The 15,078-nt window shown below is 68.3% G+C and carries 14 protein-coding genes and 1 other RNA gene; 9 read left to right on the top strand and 6 right to left on the bottom strand.

Features of this window, described 5'->3' with window-relative positions; genetic code table 11:
- The first annotated feature begins 291 nt into the window (after positions 1–291).
- Positions 292–1,302, top strand: coding sequence for a ligase-associated DNA damage response exonuclease (locus NPA30_RS18675; protein ID WP_256804369.1), 1,011 nt, complete (start codon positions 292–294; stop codon positions 1,300–1,302).
- Positions 1,303–1,401: 99 nt separating this feature from the next.
- Here the strand turns inward: NPA30_RS18675 and NPA30_RS18680 are convergent, their stop codons facing one another.
- The 3 genes from NPA30_RS18680 to gap all read right to left on the bottom strand — a co-directional run bounded on the left by NPA30_RS18680 (position 1,402) and on the right by gap (position 5,758).
- On the bottom strand, positions 1,402–2,595 hold the full coding sequence (locus NPA30_RS18680; RefSeq protein ID WP_256804370.1) for a phosphoglycerate kinase: 1,194 nt from the start codon (positions 2,593–2,595) through the stop codon (positions 1,402–1,404).
- Between the two features lie 124 nt (positions 2,596–2,719).
- Positions 2,720–4,504: a potassium/proton antiporter gene (locus NPA30_RS18685; protein ID WP_256804324.1), complete on the bottom strand. Its 1,785-nt coding sequence runs from the start codon at positions 4,502–4,504 to the stop codon at positions 2,720–2,722.
- Between the two features lie 237 nt (positions 4,505–4,741).
- The gene (gene gap / locus NPA30_RS18690) at positions 4,742–5,758 is read right to left on the bottom strand and encodes a type I glyceraldehyde-3-phosphate dehydrogenase (protein WP_256804325.1); all 1,017 of its coding nucleotides are present in this window, start codon (positions 5,756–5,758) and stop codon (positions 4,742–4,744) included.
- Positions 5,759–6,053: 295 nt separating this feature from the next.
- Between gap and NPA30_RS18695 the strand changes: the two genes are divergently transcribed.
- The 4 genes from NPA30_RS18695 to NPA30_RS18710 all read left to right on the top strand — a co-directional run bounded on the left by NPA30_RS18695 (position 6,054) and on the right by NPA30_RS18710 (position 7,605).
- Complete coding sequence (locus NPA30_RS18695) at positions 6,054–6,338, top strand: DUF4164 domain-containing protein (RefSeq protein ID WP_256804326.1); 285 nt, start codon at positions 6,054–6,056, stop codon at positions 6,336–6,338.
- A gap of 49 nt (positions 6,339–6,387) precedes the next feature.
- Positions 6,388–6,708, top strand: coding sequence for a cell division protein ZapA (locus NPA30_RS18700; protein WP_372338861.1), 321 nt, complete (start codon positions 6,388–6,390; stop codon positions 6,706–6,708).
- Between the two features lie 57 nt (positions 6,709–6,765).
- Positions 6,766–6,922, top strand: a non-coding RNA gene (gene ssrS, locus NPA30_RS18705) — 6S RNA.
- 83 nt (positions 6,923–7,005) lie between these two features.
- Positions 7,006–7,605, top strand: a complete 600-nt coding sequence (locus NPA30_RS18710; protein ID WP_256804328.1) for a 5-formyltetrahydrofolate cyclo-ligase — start codon at positions 7,006–7,008, stop codon at positions 7,603–7,605.
- 43 nt (positions 7,606–7,648) lie between these two features.
- Here NPA30_RS18710 and NPA30_RS18715 read toward each other — a convergent pair whose 3' ends face one another.
- Positions 7,649–8,158, bottom strand: coding sequence for a CAP domain-containing protein (locus tag NPA30_RS18715; protein ID WP_256804329.1), 510 nt, complete (start codon positions 8,156–8,158; stop codon positions 7,649–7,651).
- Between the two features lie 96 nt (positions 8,159–8,254).
- Here NPA30_RS18715 and NPA30_RS18720 point away from each other — a divergent pair, with 96 nt between their 5' ends.
- The 3 genes from NPA30_RS18720 to NPA30_RS18730 all read left to right on the top strand — a co-directional run bounded on the left by NPA30_RS18720 (position 8,255) and on the right by NPA30_RS18730 (position 10,551).
- Entirely contained in the window at positions 8,255–8,887 is a 633-nt protein-coding gene (locus NPA30_RS18720) for a glutathione S-transferase N-terminal domain-containing protein (protein WP_256804330.1), read from the top strand.
- 1 nt (position 8,888) lies between these two features.
- Complete coding sequence (locus NPA30_RS18725) at positions 8,889–9,713, top strand: TIGR00282 family metallophosphoesterase (RefSeq protein ID WP_256804331.1); 825 nt, start codon at positions 8,889–8,891, stop codon at positions 9,711–9,713.
- 91 nt (positions 9,714–9,804) lie between these two features.
- Entirely contained in the window at positions 9,805–10,551 is a 747-nt protein-coding gene (locus tag NPA30_RS18730; RefSeq protein ID WP_256804332.1) for a TerC family protein, read from the top strand.
- 29 nt (positions 10,552–10,580) lie between these two features.
- On the opposite strand, the gene NPA30_RS18735 is transcribed toward NPA30_RS18730, so the two are convergent.
- Positions 10,581–11,666 carry a phosphatase PAP2 family protein gene (locus tag NPA30_RS18735; protein WP_256804333.1) on the bottom strand — a complete coding sequence of 362 codons (1,086 nt, stop codon included), beginning with the start codon at positions 11,664–11,666 and terminating at the stop codon, positions 10,581–10,583.
- A gap of 522 nt (positions 11,667–12,188) precedes the next feature.
- Between NPA30_RS18735 and NPA30_RS18740 the strand changes: the two genes are divergently transcribed.
- Complete coding sequence (locus NPA30_RS18740) at positions 12,189–13,949, top strand: B12-binding domain-containing radical SAM protein (protein WP_256804334.1); 1,761 nt, start codon at positions 12,189–12,191, stop codon at positions 13,947–13,949.
- Between the two features lie 53 nt (positions 13,950–14,002).
- Here NPA30_RS18740 and NPA30_RS18745 read toward each other — a convergent pair whose 3' ends face one another.
- The gene (locus NPA30_RS18745) at positions 14,003–14,953 is read right to left on the bottom strand and encodes a TadE/TadG family type IV pilus assembly protein (RefSeq protein WP_256804371.1); all 951 of its coding nucleotides are present in this window, start codon (positions 14,951–14,953) and stop codon (positions 14,003–14,005) included.
- Positions 14,954–15,078: the final 125 nt, after the last annotated feature.

A 15,078-nucleotide genomic window follows, 5' to 3' on the forward strand; every position in this document is an offset into this window, starting at 1 on the left:
GAGTTGGCCGGAGGTCGGCCCGCAATGGCAACCCTCACCCTGAGGTGGCCCGAAGGACCCTCGAAGGGTGAGGTGGCCCGACGGGCGCTCGAAGGGTGAGGTGGCCCGGCACGCCGCTTCGCTTCCGTTCCGCTCGCCCTTCGAGGCTCGCTGCGCTCGCGCCTCAGGGTGAGGGGGCCGGTGGTCTGCCCCGATGGAGGGACGGGCGGCGCGGCACGCGGGGGCACGGGATCGGCATCTGTGCCCGGACGCTTCCTGCCGGCGCCTTCGCACCTATCTGATGCCGCGATGTTGCGCCCGCACGACCTTCTCTGTCCGACGCCGAAAGGCCTCTACTGCCCGCCCGGCGACTTCTACATCGACCCGGTGAAGCCGGTGGAGCGGGCGCTCGTCACCCACGGCCATGCCGATCACGCCCGGCCCGGCAACGACAAGGTGCTGGCGACCCCGCGCACGCTGGCGATCATGGCGCTCCGCTATGGCGAGGAGTTCTGCCGCGAGCGTCAGCCCGCCGCCTGGGGCGAGGCGCTGACGATCAACGGCGTCACGGTGTCCTTCCACCCGGCGGGCCACGTCCTCGGCTCCGCCCAGATCAAGGTGGAGAAGGACGGCCTGTCGATCGTCGCGTCCGGCGACTACAAGCGCCGCGCCGACCCGACGGCCGAGCCGTTCGAGCCGGTGGCGTGCCACGTCTTCATCACCGAGGCGACCTTCGCGCTGCCGGTGTTCCGCCATCCCGACAGCTTCGAGGAGATCCGCAAGCTCATCGCCTCGGTGAAGCAGTTTCCCGAGCGGGCGCACATGGTCGGGGCTTATGCGCTCGGGAAGGCGCAGCGGGTGATCCGCATGCTGCGCGACGAGGGTTATGAGGCGCCGATCTACATCCACGGAGCGCTGAAGAAGCTCTGCGACTTCTACCAGAGCGAGGGGATCGACCTCGGCGACCTCAGGCCCGCCACGCTGGAGCGTGGCAACAAGGCGGACTTCGCCGGCGCGATCATCGTCGGCCCGCCCTCGACCTTCGCCGACCGCTGGGCGCGGCGCTTCCCGGACCCGGTGTCCTGTTTCGCCTCCGGCTGGATGCGGGTGCGCCAGCGGGCGCGCCAGCGCGGCGTCGAGCTGCCGCTGATCCTGTCCGACCATTGCGACTGGGACGAGCTCACCCGGACCATCGACGAGTTGCGGCCGCAGGAGGTCTGGGTCACGCACGGGCGCGAGGAGGCGCTGGTGCGCTGGTGCGAACTGGAGGGCATTCCCGCGCGCCCGCTGCATCTCGTCGGCTACGAGGACGAGAGCGACTGAGCGCGGGCTCGAGCCGCGCGCCGGCGGCGGCCTCCGCCGACCGCATCTTTCGATCGTCGCCGCCCGCGCGTTCGCAGGTGCCCGCCTCGGTCCGGACCGTCAGGCCTTGAGGACCTCGACGCCGGGCAGCGGCTTGCCCTCCATCCATTCGAGGAACGCGCCGCCGGCGGTCGAGACATAGGTGAGAGCCTCGGCGACGCCGGCTTGGTTCAGGGCCGAGACCGTGTCGCCGCCGCCGGCGACCGACACGAGCGCGCCCGTGCGGGTGCGCTCTGCCGCGTGCTGGGCCGCGGCCATCGTCGCCGCGTCGAACGGCGTCAGTTCGAAGGCACCGAGCGGTCCGTTCCAGACGAGCGTCTTCGCGCGGTCGATCCAGCCCTTGATCCTCTCGACCGTCTTCGGACCGACATCGAGGATCATCGCATCCTCCGGCACGGCGTTGACGGCGACCGTCTCGGAGGGTGCGTTCGCCTTGAACTCGCGGGCGACCACCGCGTCCTCCGGCAGGATGATGGCGCAGCCCGCGCTCGCGGCGGCGAGCATGATGTCGCGTGCGGTGTCGGCGAGGTCGTGCTCGCACAGCGACTTGCCGACGCTCTCGCCGCGGGCGGCGAGGAAGGTGTTGGCCATGCCGCCGCCGATGACGAGGCCGTCGACCTTCTTCACGAGGTTCTGCAGGAGATCGATCTTGCTCGAGACCTTGGCGCCCCCGACGATCGCGACCACCGGCCGCGCCGGCGCGTCGAGACCCTTCTCGAGGGCCTCGAGTTCCGCCTGCATGGTCCGCCCGGCATAGGAGGGCAGGTGCTGGGCGAGGCCTTCGGTGGAGGCATGGGCGCGGTGGGCCGCCGAAAAGGCGTCGTTGACGTAGACGTCGCCGAGTGCCGCGAGCTGCGAGGCGAACTCCGGATCGTTCGCCTCCTCGCCCGCATGGAACCGGGTGTTCTCGAGCAGCAGCACGTCGCCGTCCTGCATGTTCTGCACGATGCCGTCGGCGACCGGGCCGACGCAGTCCTCGGCGAAGCCGACCGGCTGGCCGAGCCTGTCGCCGAGCACCGCGGCGATCGGCTCGAGCGACATCTCGGGGTTCGGCTTGCCCTTCGGCCGGCCGAAATGGGCGAGCAGGATCACCCGGCCGCCGGCTGCGGCGATCTCGCGGATCGTGGGCAGCACGCGCTCGATGCGCGTCGCGTCGCTGACCTTGCCGTCCTGCATGGGAACGTTGAGGTCGACGCGCAGCAGCACGCGCTTGCCGGCGAGTTCCGCGTCGTCGAGTGTCTTGAACTGCTGCATCATGTTTCGATCCCCGTCGTCCCCGCGCGCACCATAACGACCCGTCGCGACAGGTGCAAAACGGCTGTGCTCGGGCGCAGACGTCGCGTAGGGACGCCGACGACGGTGCAGTCCTGCAGCCGGCTCAGACGCGCCCGAAGGGACGGAGCAGCGCCCGCGCCAGCCGGACCGGCACCGAGGGCAGCGGGGCCGGCGCGTCCGGCTCCAGCTTCAGGCCTGCAGCCATCACGCGGCCGGCCTCGTCGGCATCGCGCACGATCAGTTCCACCGGCCCGAACGGCACGCGGTCGCCGTACTCGGCCCGCCCGCCGAGGAAGTCCGTCATGAACTCGGCGACTGTCCGCGACGCCTCGCGGTCCGGAACCGAGATCCCGTAGGCCTCGGCCAGCACCGCCAGCGGCTGCTGCGGGTCGAGACCGAAATCCCCGAAGAAGTCGGCGTCGTCCGAACCGAGCGCGGCGGGGCTGGCGAACAGCCGGTCGAGCAGCGGCGGGTGGCGCGGCGAGATGAAGATGTAGACGTAGTCGCCCTCCTGCAGCCGTCCGGCATACTGGTAGGGCATCGAGCGGCCGTCGCGGATGACGAGCGACGGCCGGGCCCAGCGCGGGATCCGTTCGCCGCGCACCACGGGGCTGTTCGCCACGACGTGGTAGGACAGGAGCTCATGGTGGGCAGTGCCCGGCAGCTCGAGCTCGACCTTCTCCACCAGCGCCTTGCGCTCCGGCACCACCAGCCGCAGCCGGCGCGCCACCGCCCCCAGCGTCCAGCCCTGCACCAGCAGCGAGGCCAGCACGATGATGAAGGCGGTGTTGAAGAGGAGGCGCGCGGACGGCAGGTCGACGAGGAGCGGTACGATGGCGAGCAGCACCGACACCGATCCACGCAGTCCGACCCAGGCGATGAAGGCCTCTTCGCGGCGACGAAAGCCGAAGGGCAGGAGGCAGAGCCACACCGCGATCGGGCGCGCGACGAAGATCAGGACGGCGGCGAGAAGCAGCGCCTGGCCGGCGATCGAGGGAAATTGCGAGGGGGTCGCGAAGAGGCCGAGCACCAGGAACATCACGATCTGGCACAGCCAGCTGACGCCCTCCTGGAAGCGGCGCAGCGATGCCGCGGCATGGATGCCGAGATTGCTGGCCGTCAGGCCGGCGACGTAGACGGCCAGAAATCCCGAGCCGTCGAGCGCGCCGGCGAGCGCGAAGACCAGCAGCGACAGCGCGAGCGCAAAGATCGGCGCAAGGCCGCGCTCCAGCCCCAGCCGGTTCATCAGCGTGCGGATGACAGAGCCGCCGGCGAGCCCGAGCACGGCGCCGATCCCCATCTGCTTGACGAACATCCAGAGAAGACCCGGCCCGATCGCCTCCATGCCGTGCCCGTCGTGGATCAGCTCGACCAGCGCGATGGTGAGGAAGATCGCCATCGGATCGTTCGAGCCGGATTCCACTTCGAGCGTCGCGCGGACGCGCTCGCGCACGTGGATGCCGCCGATGCGCAGAAGGAAGAACACGGCCGCCGCGTCGGTCGAGCCGACGATCGCGCCGAGGAGGAGGCCCTGCAGCCGGCCGATGTCGAGCACCCAGGTGGCGGCGAGGCCGAACAGCACCGCGGTGATGAGGACGCCGGCGGTGGCCAGTGTCAGGGCCGGCGCGGCCGCCAGCCGGAAGGCGCTGAGCGAGGTCGAGAAGCCGCTGTCGAACAGGATGATGGCAAGCGCCAGCGAACCGGCGAAATAGGCGAGGGGGGCGTTGTCGAAGTGCAGCCCGAGGCCGTCCTCGCCGGCGACCAGCCCGACCGACAGGAAGACGAGGAGCAGCGGCGCCCCGAACCGGAAGGCGAGGAGGCTGGAGAAGCCGGCCGCCAGCACCAGCAGCGTGCCGACGAGGATGGCGAGATACATCGGCTCCAGCATCGGCCGTGCGGATCCTCGTGACGACGATTGGTGCGAGCCGGAAGAAGCGCGCTCCCGCGGCGCATCGACTCGCGTCGTGCCTTTCCTACGTGCGTCGCGCGGTCACGCCAAGCCGATGCGGAGTTGCCGAGGCCCGCGCACGCGTCGACCCTCCCGTTTGGCCGCATGAATCGGAAAGGCCGCATCGGACGATGCGGCCTTTCCTTGAGCGGGTCTTGAAGTGAAGCGTGAAGACGCTCAGCCGGCCTTGGCGAACACGACGGCGGTGTCGCACATGCGGTTCGAGAAGCCCCACTCGTTGTCGTACCAGGACATCACGCGCACGAAGTCGCCGTCCATCACCTTGGTCTGGTCCATGTGGAAGATCGAGGAATGCGGATCGTGGTTGAAGTCGGAGGAGACGTTCGGCGCGTCGGTATAGCCGAGAATGCCCTTCAGCGGGCCATCGGCCGCCGCGCGGATCGCCGCCTGGATCTCCTCCACGGTGGTCTTGCGCTTGGCCGTGAACTTGAAGTCGACGACCGAGACGTTCGGCGTCGGCACGCGGATCGACACGCCGTCGAGCCGGCCCTTCAGCTCCGGCAGCACGAGCGCCACCGCCTTGGCCGCGCCGGTCGTCGTGAGGATCATGGAAAGAGCGGCGGCGCGGGCGCGGTAGAGGTCCTTGTGCAGCGTGTCCAGCGTCGGCTGGTCGCCGGTGTAGGAGTGGATGGTCGTCATGAAGCCCTTGTCGATGCCGATGGCCTCGTTCAGGACCTTGGCGACGGGCGCCAGACAGTTGGTGGTGCAGGAGGCGTTCGAGATGATCCGGTCGTCGGCGGTGAGGGTGTCGTGGTTGACGCCGTAGACGATGGTCTTCTCGCCCTGTGTCGGGTTCGTCAGCGGACCGGAGACCAGCACCTTCTTCGCGCCGGCCTCCAGATGCGCGCCGGCCTTCGCCGGATCGGTGAAGATGCCGGTGCACTCCATCAGGACGTCGATGCCCATGTCGCCCCACGGCAGCTCGCGCGGGTCGCGGATCGCGGTCACGCGCATCTTGCCGCGGCCGACGTCGATGGTGTCGCCGTCGACCGTGACGACGCCGGGGAAGCGGCCGTGCACCGAATCGTAGCGGATCAGGTGGGCGTTCGTCTCCACCGGGCCGAGGTCGTTGATCGCCACCACCTCGATGTCGTCGCGGCCGGTCTCGACGATCGAGCGCAGCACGTTGCGGCCGATGCGGCCAAATCCGTTGATTGCGACGCGAACTGCCATGGTGTCCTCCTCCGGGTGGTCTGCGCTGTCGTAGCTGCCCGAATGTGGGCGGACGACAGCCGCGGCTCGGGCGTCTTCTAGCGTATTTGCACAAGGGGTAAAGCGGGCGCGACGGCGCGGTGCCGCGCGGGAGGCGGCGCGGCGGCCTCTCGTCCGCCATCCGCTTCTTTTTCCGCAGAGTCTGCCACGCGCGAGGTTGGCACTTGCACAACTTTGCTTAAAGTCGCACGAGCGTGGCGCCGAGTCGCCAGCAACCGTGTCGCTGCCGTCAGTTGCGTCTGGAGGTTCTTCCGAAATGTCCGCCGAACCCGCGCTCGCGCAGGCCGCCGATCGCCTGCGGCGGTCGCTCGACCAGCTCGGCGTCGCGATCGATCGGCAGCTGTCGCGCGAGGATCTCATCGTCAACGCCGAGGCCGAGCTGCAGCGCATGACCGCCGACCGCGGCCGCCTTGCCGGCGAGCTCGACGCCGCAGTCGCCCGCTCGGAGCGGCTGGAGCAGGCCAACCGGGAGGTCTCCCGCCGTCTGGTGGCGGCGATGGAGACGATCCGCGCCGTGCTCGACCGCCAGAAGCAGGGCTGAGGACCGCGTGCCGCAGATTGTCGTGACCATCGACGGGAAGACCTATCGCATGGCCTGTGCGGAGGGCGAGGAAGGCCATCTCGAGGCGCTAGCCGCCGAGGTGGACGGGCGCATCGCGACGCTGCGCCAGAGCTTCGGCGAAATCGGCGATCAGCGGCTGACGGTGATGGCGGCGATCATGGCGAGCGACGAGCTCGCGGAAACCCGCAGGCGGGCGGATCGGCTGGAGCAGGAACTGGCGGAAGCGAAGCGGACCGGGCAGGAGGCGAGCAGCAAGGCCACCAGCTCCGATCGTCAGCTCGCCGCCCATCTCGACCAGGCGGCGCAGTCGATCGAGCGGCTGGCGGCGCGGCTGGCGCGGCAGGGTTAGCTCTCTTGGTGCCGTGCCACTGGCGCGACGCCGAGGGCCGGCTTATATTCGGTGTCGACGGCGCTGCGCGGCTCGACAGGGGTAACTTTTCCTCGGGGCCTTAGTCATTCCGAAGGGAGCTGTCCCTGACTCGGTCCCTGGACCGGGATACACGGCGCCCACCTACTCTGTAGGTTCCCGGGATCGACTTCTCCATCGGCCGAGGTGGCCCGTCACCCCTCTGTTTCCTGCGATCGTCAGCGGTGCCGCTTGTGCCGGGCACCCGCCTGTGGTCCGCCTACGGCAGGAGGACGAGGCATGGACGATCGAGAAACGCAGATCAGCGAGGCCAAGCGCCGGTTGCGCGCCGAAGCACTTGCGCGCCGCGATGCCTTGCCCGAGGTGGCGCGGATCGAGGCGTCGCTCGCGATCGCCGACCGCGTCCTGGCCGTCCTTGACATCGTGCCCGGCACCGTCGTCTCCGGATTTCTGCCGATCCGCTCCGAGGTCGACCTGCGGCCGCTCATGGCCGCGCTCGCCGACCGCGGCGCACGGCTTTGCGTTCCCGCCATCACCGCGGGGCGGCTGGCGTTCCGGGCGCTCGTGCGGGGCGCCGAACTCGTGCCCCAGGGCTTCGGCACCTACGCGCCGGGCTCCGGCGCCGAGGTGCTCGAGCCCTCGCTGATGCTGGTGCCGCTCGCCGCCTTCGACCGCGCCGGCCGGCGCATCGGCTACGGCCGCGGCTACTACGACGGCGCCATCGCGGCGCTGCGGGTTGCCGGTCCCGCGCCCGTCACCATCGGCATCGGCTTCGCCGTGCAGGAGGTGGAGGTGGTGCCCGTCGAGCCGCACGACGAACCGCTGCAGCGTGTCGTCACCGAGCGGGAGGTGATCGTACCGGTCCCGGCGCAGGTCTGAGCCGGTGCCGCAGCGATCGCGTTGACGGTCGGGCGAACCGGCCTCAGTGTTTCGGCGCGCCGAGGATCATGGTCCAGTAGATCGTCGCACGTCCGACGCCGCGGGCCGCCGCGAGGCCGATCTCGCTGACGTCGCGGTTCAAGAGGTTGTCGCGGTGATGTGGCGAGGCCTCCCATCCGGCGAGCGCCGCGTCGAAGGTCGCATAGTCGCGGCCGATGTTCTCGGCGGTGACGCGCCAGGCGTAGCCATAGCGCTCGACGCGGCCGGTCAGCCGCCCTGCGACCGTATGACTCATCCGGTTCGCGCCGGCCATCGACGCCGATTGCGCTGCGGCCGCGTCCGCCAGCCTTGGCTCCAGGCGAAGCGGGGGCGCGCCGTTCGCCGCACGGAAGGCGTTGACCTCGGCGAGCGCGGCCTGCGTGTCGAAGGCGACGGGTTCGCTCGGCGCCAGTGGGGCGGACAGGCAGCCGGTCAGCGCCGGCAGCACGGCCATTGCGGCGGCCGCCGCGATGCGGCACAGCCAGCGCCGGCGCGATGTGCTGTCCGGCGACACCCGACCTTCACATGCTTCGGCCGGCAGACCGTCGCGCTGGCCGCCGCGGAGGCGCGACCTAGCTTGCGCCATGACACGACACGTACGAGGCACAGCATGATCGAGCTCTACACCTGGACCACGCCCAACGGGCAGAAGCCGATGATCATGCTGGAGGAAACGGGCCTCACCTACCACCTGAACCTCGTCAACATCGGAGCCGGCGAGCAGCAGCGGCCGGACTTTCTGGCGATCAGCCCGAACGGCAAGATCCCGGCGATCGTCGATCGCGACGCCGACCTCCCAGTCTTCGAATCGGGGGCGATCCTGCTCTATCTCGCGGAGAAATCGGGCAAGTTTCTGCCGGCGTCCGGAGCGGCGCGGGTGGAAACGCTGGAATGGATGTTCTTCCAGGCGGCGCACACCGGGCCGATGATCGGCCAGTACCACCACTTCGCCACTGCGGCGCCGGAGAAGATCCCGTACGCGATCGAGCGCTACCGCAAGGAGTCGCTGCGGGTTCTCGGGGTTCTCGACCAGCGTCTGAAGTCGGTCGACTATATCGCGGGCGAGTACTCTGTCGCGGACATGATGCATTTCGGGTGGGCGAGGAGCGGCCTTTCCAACTTCAAGGGCGAGGGCGCTGAAAACCTGACCGCACTTGCCGCGTGGGTGGAACGCGTCGAGGCGCGGCCAGCCGTGTCGCGGGCGCTCGACAAGCTCAATGCCGCCAAGGAGGCGAGGGGCTGAAATGCGCTTCCTGTTCCTCGGCGACATGGTCGGCCGTTCGGGGCGCACGGCGGTGGCCGACCGCCTGCCGGGGCTGATCGCCGACTTCCGGCTCGACTTCGTCGTGGTCAACGGGGAGAACGCGGCCGGTGGCTTCGGCGTCACCGAGGAGATCCTGCAGGACACGCTGAAGGCCGGTGCGGACGTGGTGACCACCGGAAACCATGTCTGGGACCAGCGCGAGGCGCTCGAGTTCGCGCCGCGCCAGGAGCGCTTCCTGCGGCCCCTCAACTTTCCGCCGGGCACGCCTGGCCGCGGGTCCGGGTTGTTCGAGGCCCGCAACGGCGCCCGGGTGCTCGTCGCCAACATCATGGGCCGGGTCTTCATGAGCCCGGATCTCGACGACCCGTTCCGCTGCGCGGGCGACCTCGTCGCAGCCTGTCCGCTCGGCGAGCAGGCCGATGCCACCATCCTCGACTTTCACGCCGAGGCGACGAGCGAGAAGCAGTCGATGGGCCACTTCCTCGACGGGCGCGTCAGCCTCGTGGTCGGCACGCACACCCACGTGCCGACCGCCGACCATCAGATCCTCGTCGGCGGCACCGCCTTCCAGTCCGATGCCGGGATGTGCGGCGACTACGACTCCTCCCTTGGCATGGAGAAGGAGGAACCGCTCAACCGCTTCCTCACCAAGGTTTCACGCGGCCGCTTCGAGCCGGCGCAGGGAGAGGCGACGATCTGCGGCCTCGCCGTCGAGATCTCCGACCGCACCGGCCTTGCCGAAAAGGTCGCGCCGCTGCGGCTCGGGCCCCGGCTGGCCGAGGCCATACCCGCCTTCTGGACCTGATCGCGGGGCAAAGCAGGCCGGCACGACGTGACCGTCTTGTAATCCTCGATTGCGTCGCCATCTGTCTGTCGCCGACCACCTGGGACAGCCGATGGCCGACCTCTTCGCGTTTCTTCTCGATCCCGCTGCCTATGCCGCCCTCGTGACGCTGATCGCGATGGAGATCGTGCTCGGCATCGACAACCTGATCTTCATCTCGATCCTCACCAACAAGCTGCCGGTGGAGCAGCAGACCCGGGCCCGCCGGATCGGCATCGGACTTGCGCTGATCCTGCGGCTGGCGCTGCTGTCGACCGTGGCGATCATCGTCCAGCTCACCGATCCCTTGTTCGAGGCCTTCGGCCACGGCTTCTCCTGGCGCGACATCATCCTGATCGCCGGCGGGCTGTTCCTGGTCTGGAAGGCGACCAAGGAGATCCATCACACGCTCGACCCGCACGAGGCGGAAGAGCCGTCGATCGGCGGCAAGGCCACGCTCTCCTTCGGCTCGGCGATCGTCCAGATCCTGCTGCTCGATCTCGTTTTCTCGATCGACTCGATCATCACCGCGGTCGGCATGACCGACGAGATCGGCATCATGGTGGTGGCCGTGATCGTCGCGGTCGGCGTCATGCTGCTGGCGGCCGAGCCGCTTTCGGCCTTCATCGCCCGCAACCCGACGATCGTGATGCTGGCCCTCGGCTTCCTCTTGATGATCGGCACGACGCTGATCGCCGACGGTTTCGGCGTCCACGTCCCGAAGGGCTACATCTACGCCGCGATGGCCTTCTCGGCGCTCGTCGAACTGCTCAACATGCTGGCGCGCCGCAAGCGCGGCGCGGGCGGCTCCGCGCCTTAGTCCGGACGCCTCCGGTCTTCAGCGCCGCCTCATGCGCGGCGATGGCCGTCTCCCGCTTCGACCGCGCCGATCGAACGGCGCGCCATGATCGCGCCGAGGCCCCAGAAGGGCACGGCGAGCGCTGCCCCGATCAGGCTGTCGGCGGCATAGTGCCAGCCGAGGGTGATCGACCCGATGAAGATCGCCGCCGCATACACGGCCATCGCGATGCCGAGACCGCGATTGATCCGGAAGGCATACAGGGCGACGAGGACGATGCTGGTGTTGTGCATGCTCGGCATCGCCGAAATGCCCTTCAGCGTGCCGGTGCCGCTGACGTAGGACGTCCAGAGCGCCTCCTGCACGTCGAGGGCCCAGAGCGGATAGATCCGGCTGCTTTCGTGGAGCATGGCCATCAGCGGGGCGTAGTCCGCGCCGAGGCCGAGGCGCTGATAGTAGACCGGGCCGGCCGAGGAGAAGATCGTCGCGAGCAGGTTGCCGCCGATGATCCAGGCGATCACGAAGCTGCACAGGAACGTCATCCGGCTCTCGACGTCGCGCTGCGAGAAGGCGGCCGACAGCAGGAAGAAGACGACGACGAAGAACCAGGCGTTGTAGATCAGATTGAGGACGAAGGCCGCCGGCGGCGAGCCGAAGATCGGCCAGAGTGCCTGCCAGGGGAGAATGCCGAAGCAGAGCGTCTCGCCGAGTTCCTTGAACGTCGTGTCCCACGAGAAGGGCACGATATCCGGTATCGCGGCCTTGATCTGAGTGAAGCTCGACATCATGACGATCATGAGGAGGAGGACGACGAGGCCTTCGACGAGGCGTCGTCCATTCACCAGGACGCTCTTCAGGTCCTGCAGAAGCGCCCGCACGGGGTGCGAGGGCCTGACCCAGAGGGCGATCCGCAGCGCCCGCCAGGCGACGAACAGCATCAGAAACGGCACGATGTCCTCGACCAGGAAACCGAGGCCATACGCGACGAGATCGGCTTCGTAAGGCAGGCCGACCGACGTGACCGTGAGAAAGGCGGCGACGGCGTGGATGAAGATGAGCGCCGCGAGCCAGCGATAGCGCATCAGGATCGACGCGACGAGAGGACCGGCAGGGGCCGTGCTTGCGATCGCTGACATGGCTGAACCTCGCGCCGGCCGTTCTGGGAACCCGGCGCGCAGTCTAGGATCGCAAGCTTAAGGAACCTGCTCCTCTTTGGGAGGATCTGCAGCGCCCTCCAATCGATGATGCCGGCCCTCTGCAACGCCTCCGTCGCCGCGTCGAAGCCGCGCGGGCGTCGAGCGCCACCGCCCGGCCGACTCCTCCCGAGGCGAATAGCCGGCGAGGGCAGGGCTCATTGTCGGCGGGCAGCATCGTCTGACCGAACCGCAGCGCGACGGGCCCGCGCGACCGTGGGCAGGATCGCCCGTTCGCCGGCGGGCGCCGCGGAACATCTTCGCCGGCAAAGACAAGTCGGCTTCTCGTGACGCGGAGATGTCGGACACTGCTGTCGCTTCCCCAACGTCGTCGCTGCCTGCGCCAAGTACGAGGCCGCTTTCGGCAGGTGAGTGATGCACAGTTGCACTGACGATGTCGCAAACATGCGTTAGAGGTTGGAGGCGCTGCTCATTGAGCAGCCACCCGATACAGGGGCGACCTGAATGGCCAAGACCTTCAAGCTCGTGCTGATCAAGCCGTCGCATTACGACGACGATGGCTATGTCATCCAGTGGTGGCGCTCCGGCATCCCCTCCAACACGCTCGCCTCGCTCTATGGTCTTGCGCGGGACTGCGCCGAACGGCGTGTTCTGGGCGCGGACGTCGACATCGAGATCGCCGGCTATGACGAGACCAACACGCGCATCCGCACCGACCGGATCGCTCGCGAGATCGAGACTTCGCCGGCTGGCGGGCTGGTGATGATCGTCGGCGTCCAGTCGAACCAGATGCCGCGCGCGCTCGACATCGCGGCGCCGCTGCGCGCGCGCGGCATCGCCGTCGGGATCGGCGGCTTCCACGTGTCCGGGACGATCGCGATGCTGCCGGACATCGACCCGGACGTGGCGCGGGCGACGGCGATGGGTGTCTTCCTGTTCGCTGGCGAGGCGGAGGATCGGCTGGAGGGCGTGCTTCTCGATGCATTCAACGAGCGCTTGAAGCCGCTCTACAACTACTTGAACGACCTGCCGGGCATCGACGGCACGCCGGTGCCGCATCTGCCGCCGCAGCGCCTCCTGCGCACCGCTGGCGCCCTGACGAGCTTCGACGCCGGCCGTGGATGCCCCTACCAGTGTTCCTTCTGCACCATCATCAACGTGCAGGGGCGCAAGTCGCGCCGGCGCTCGTCGGACGACATCGAGGCGATCGTGCGCGAGAACGCCGCGAACGGCGTCTTCCGCTACTTCATCACCGACGACAACTTCGCCCGCAACAAGGATTGGGAGGCGATCTTCGACCGGATGATCGCGCTGCGGCGCGAGGGCATCAAGATCAAGGCGATCATCCAGGTCGACACGCTGTGCCACAACATCCCGAACTTCATCGAGAAGGCGGCGAAGGCGGGCGTATCGCGCGTCTTCATCGGGCTCGAGAACATCAACCCGGACAGCCTCATCGGCGCCAAGAAGCGGCAGAACAAGATCACCGAGTACCGCAAGATGCTGCTCGCGTGGAAGGCGCAGCGGGTGACGACCTATGCCGGCTACATCCTCGGCTTTCCCAACGACACGCCGGCCTCGATCCGCCGCGACATCGAGATCATCAAGCGCGAGCTGCCGATCGACATCCTGGAATTCTTCTTCCTGACGCCGCTGCCGGGCTCGGAGGACCACAAGGTGCTCCACACGAAGGGCGTCCCGGTCGATGCCGACATGAACCGCTACGACCTCAACCACGTCTGCACCGACCATCCGGTGATGAGCCGCGCGGAGTGGGAGGGGATCTACAGGGACGCCTGGCGGATCTTCTACTCCGACGATCACGTCGTGACGGTGCAGAAGCGCGCCGCCGCGATGGGGCTGTCGCCCTTCAAGCTCGTCAACTTCCAGATCTGGTTCAAGGGCTCGATCGACATCGAGGGCGTGCACCCGCTCGAGTCCGGTTACTTCCGGCTGAAATCGCGACGCGACCGGCGCCCGACCCTGCCGATCGAGAGTCCGTTCCTCTTCTATCCGCGCTATGCCGGCGAGACGCTCGTCAAGCTCGCCCGCTGGGGCGGCCTCTGGCTGAAGCACGGTGGCCAGGCGCTGCGGGTGCGGCGGGACCGAGAGCGGTTGCGGGCGGAGTACGCCGACATCGCCCTGACGCCGGTGGACGAGAACGAAACCGAGACGCTGGAGCTGTTCAAGGGACGGGACGCCGACAGCTTCGTCGCCCGCCAGAAGAAGATCGCAGCGATCAAGGACGGCGTCGCCGCGGCCTGACAGGCCTCCTTCGCGCGATCGTCGCGACCAGCCGTCAACCGAGCGCGAACGCGCTAGTGGACGAGCCGCACGAGTTCGTCGCTCGTCTTGGTGACCGTCGGGCATTTGATGATGACGCGGATGTCGTCGTAGTCCCGGTCCGTCGTCCCCCGCCCGGGCGGCCGATCCTCCCAGCCGTAATACATGTACTTGCCCGGCGCGCAGGCTTCCGTCGCATGCTGGGGGGTGCGGTTCTTGCCCTCGGGGATGACCCCGCCCTGACCGACCGGCTTGCAGGCGGCCAAGGACGGGCAGAGGACGGTTTCGAGGATCGCCCAGCCGCCGAGGTCGTAGGCCTCGCCGTTCTGGTTCATCTGCGTGTCGGTATAGTATTCGTAATGCTCGTTCGTCGCGCTGTTCCACTTGGTCGGCGTGGTGCGGACATTGCGCGAGTTGTAGAGCTTGTAGCTCATGACCTCGCCCGAAGCACACCGGGGCATCGGATTGTTGTAGGTCGAGCCGCCATTGTCCGCGATCTCGGTCATCTGGGTGCGGCCGTGGGTGACCGGGTCCGAAGCCTTCATCGCGTTGAAGCAGTAGACCGCGATGCGGTTGTAGTCGCCGGCCTCCGGATCGAGCATGGCCGCCTGCGGCGCCTCATAGAGGTACTCGGCGCCTTTGTATCGCGCCGTGGCGGACACCTTGACGTCCAGGATCTGCGAAGCACCGGGGATGAAGCCCGACAGCGTCACCGGCACCTTGCTGCTGGCGGTGACGACGTAGTCGGTCGGCGTCGACCATTCGGTCTTGAAGCTGATGGCGCCGTAGTCGGAATTGGCGTTCGCCGCTGCGAGGAGGCTGGCGAGGATGCCGCTGCGATCGACGTCGGGACCTTTGACGGCCATGGCGAGCGCGATGGCGTCGCTCTTGTCCTGCATGTAGCTGCGGGCCTGCAGCGCGCGCGAATAATCGAGCGAAAGACCCGTGAGGCCGATCAGCGGGACGGTCATGATGGCGGCAATCATCGCAAAGTTGCCGGATCGTGAGTCTCTGAAAGCCAGAAGAAGGCGCTTCACGGTGTCGCTCCCTGATTGTGCGTTCCCTAACCGGCCGGCCGGTAATGCCGCCTTACGTCTGCTCCGACAGTTTG

It is taken from the genome of Mangrovibrevibacter kandeliae, assembly GCF_024519155.1.
GTDB lineage: Bacteria > Pseudomonadota > Alphaproteobacteria > Rhizobiales > Rhizobiaceae > Mangrovibrevibacter > Mangrovibrevibacter kandeliae.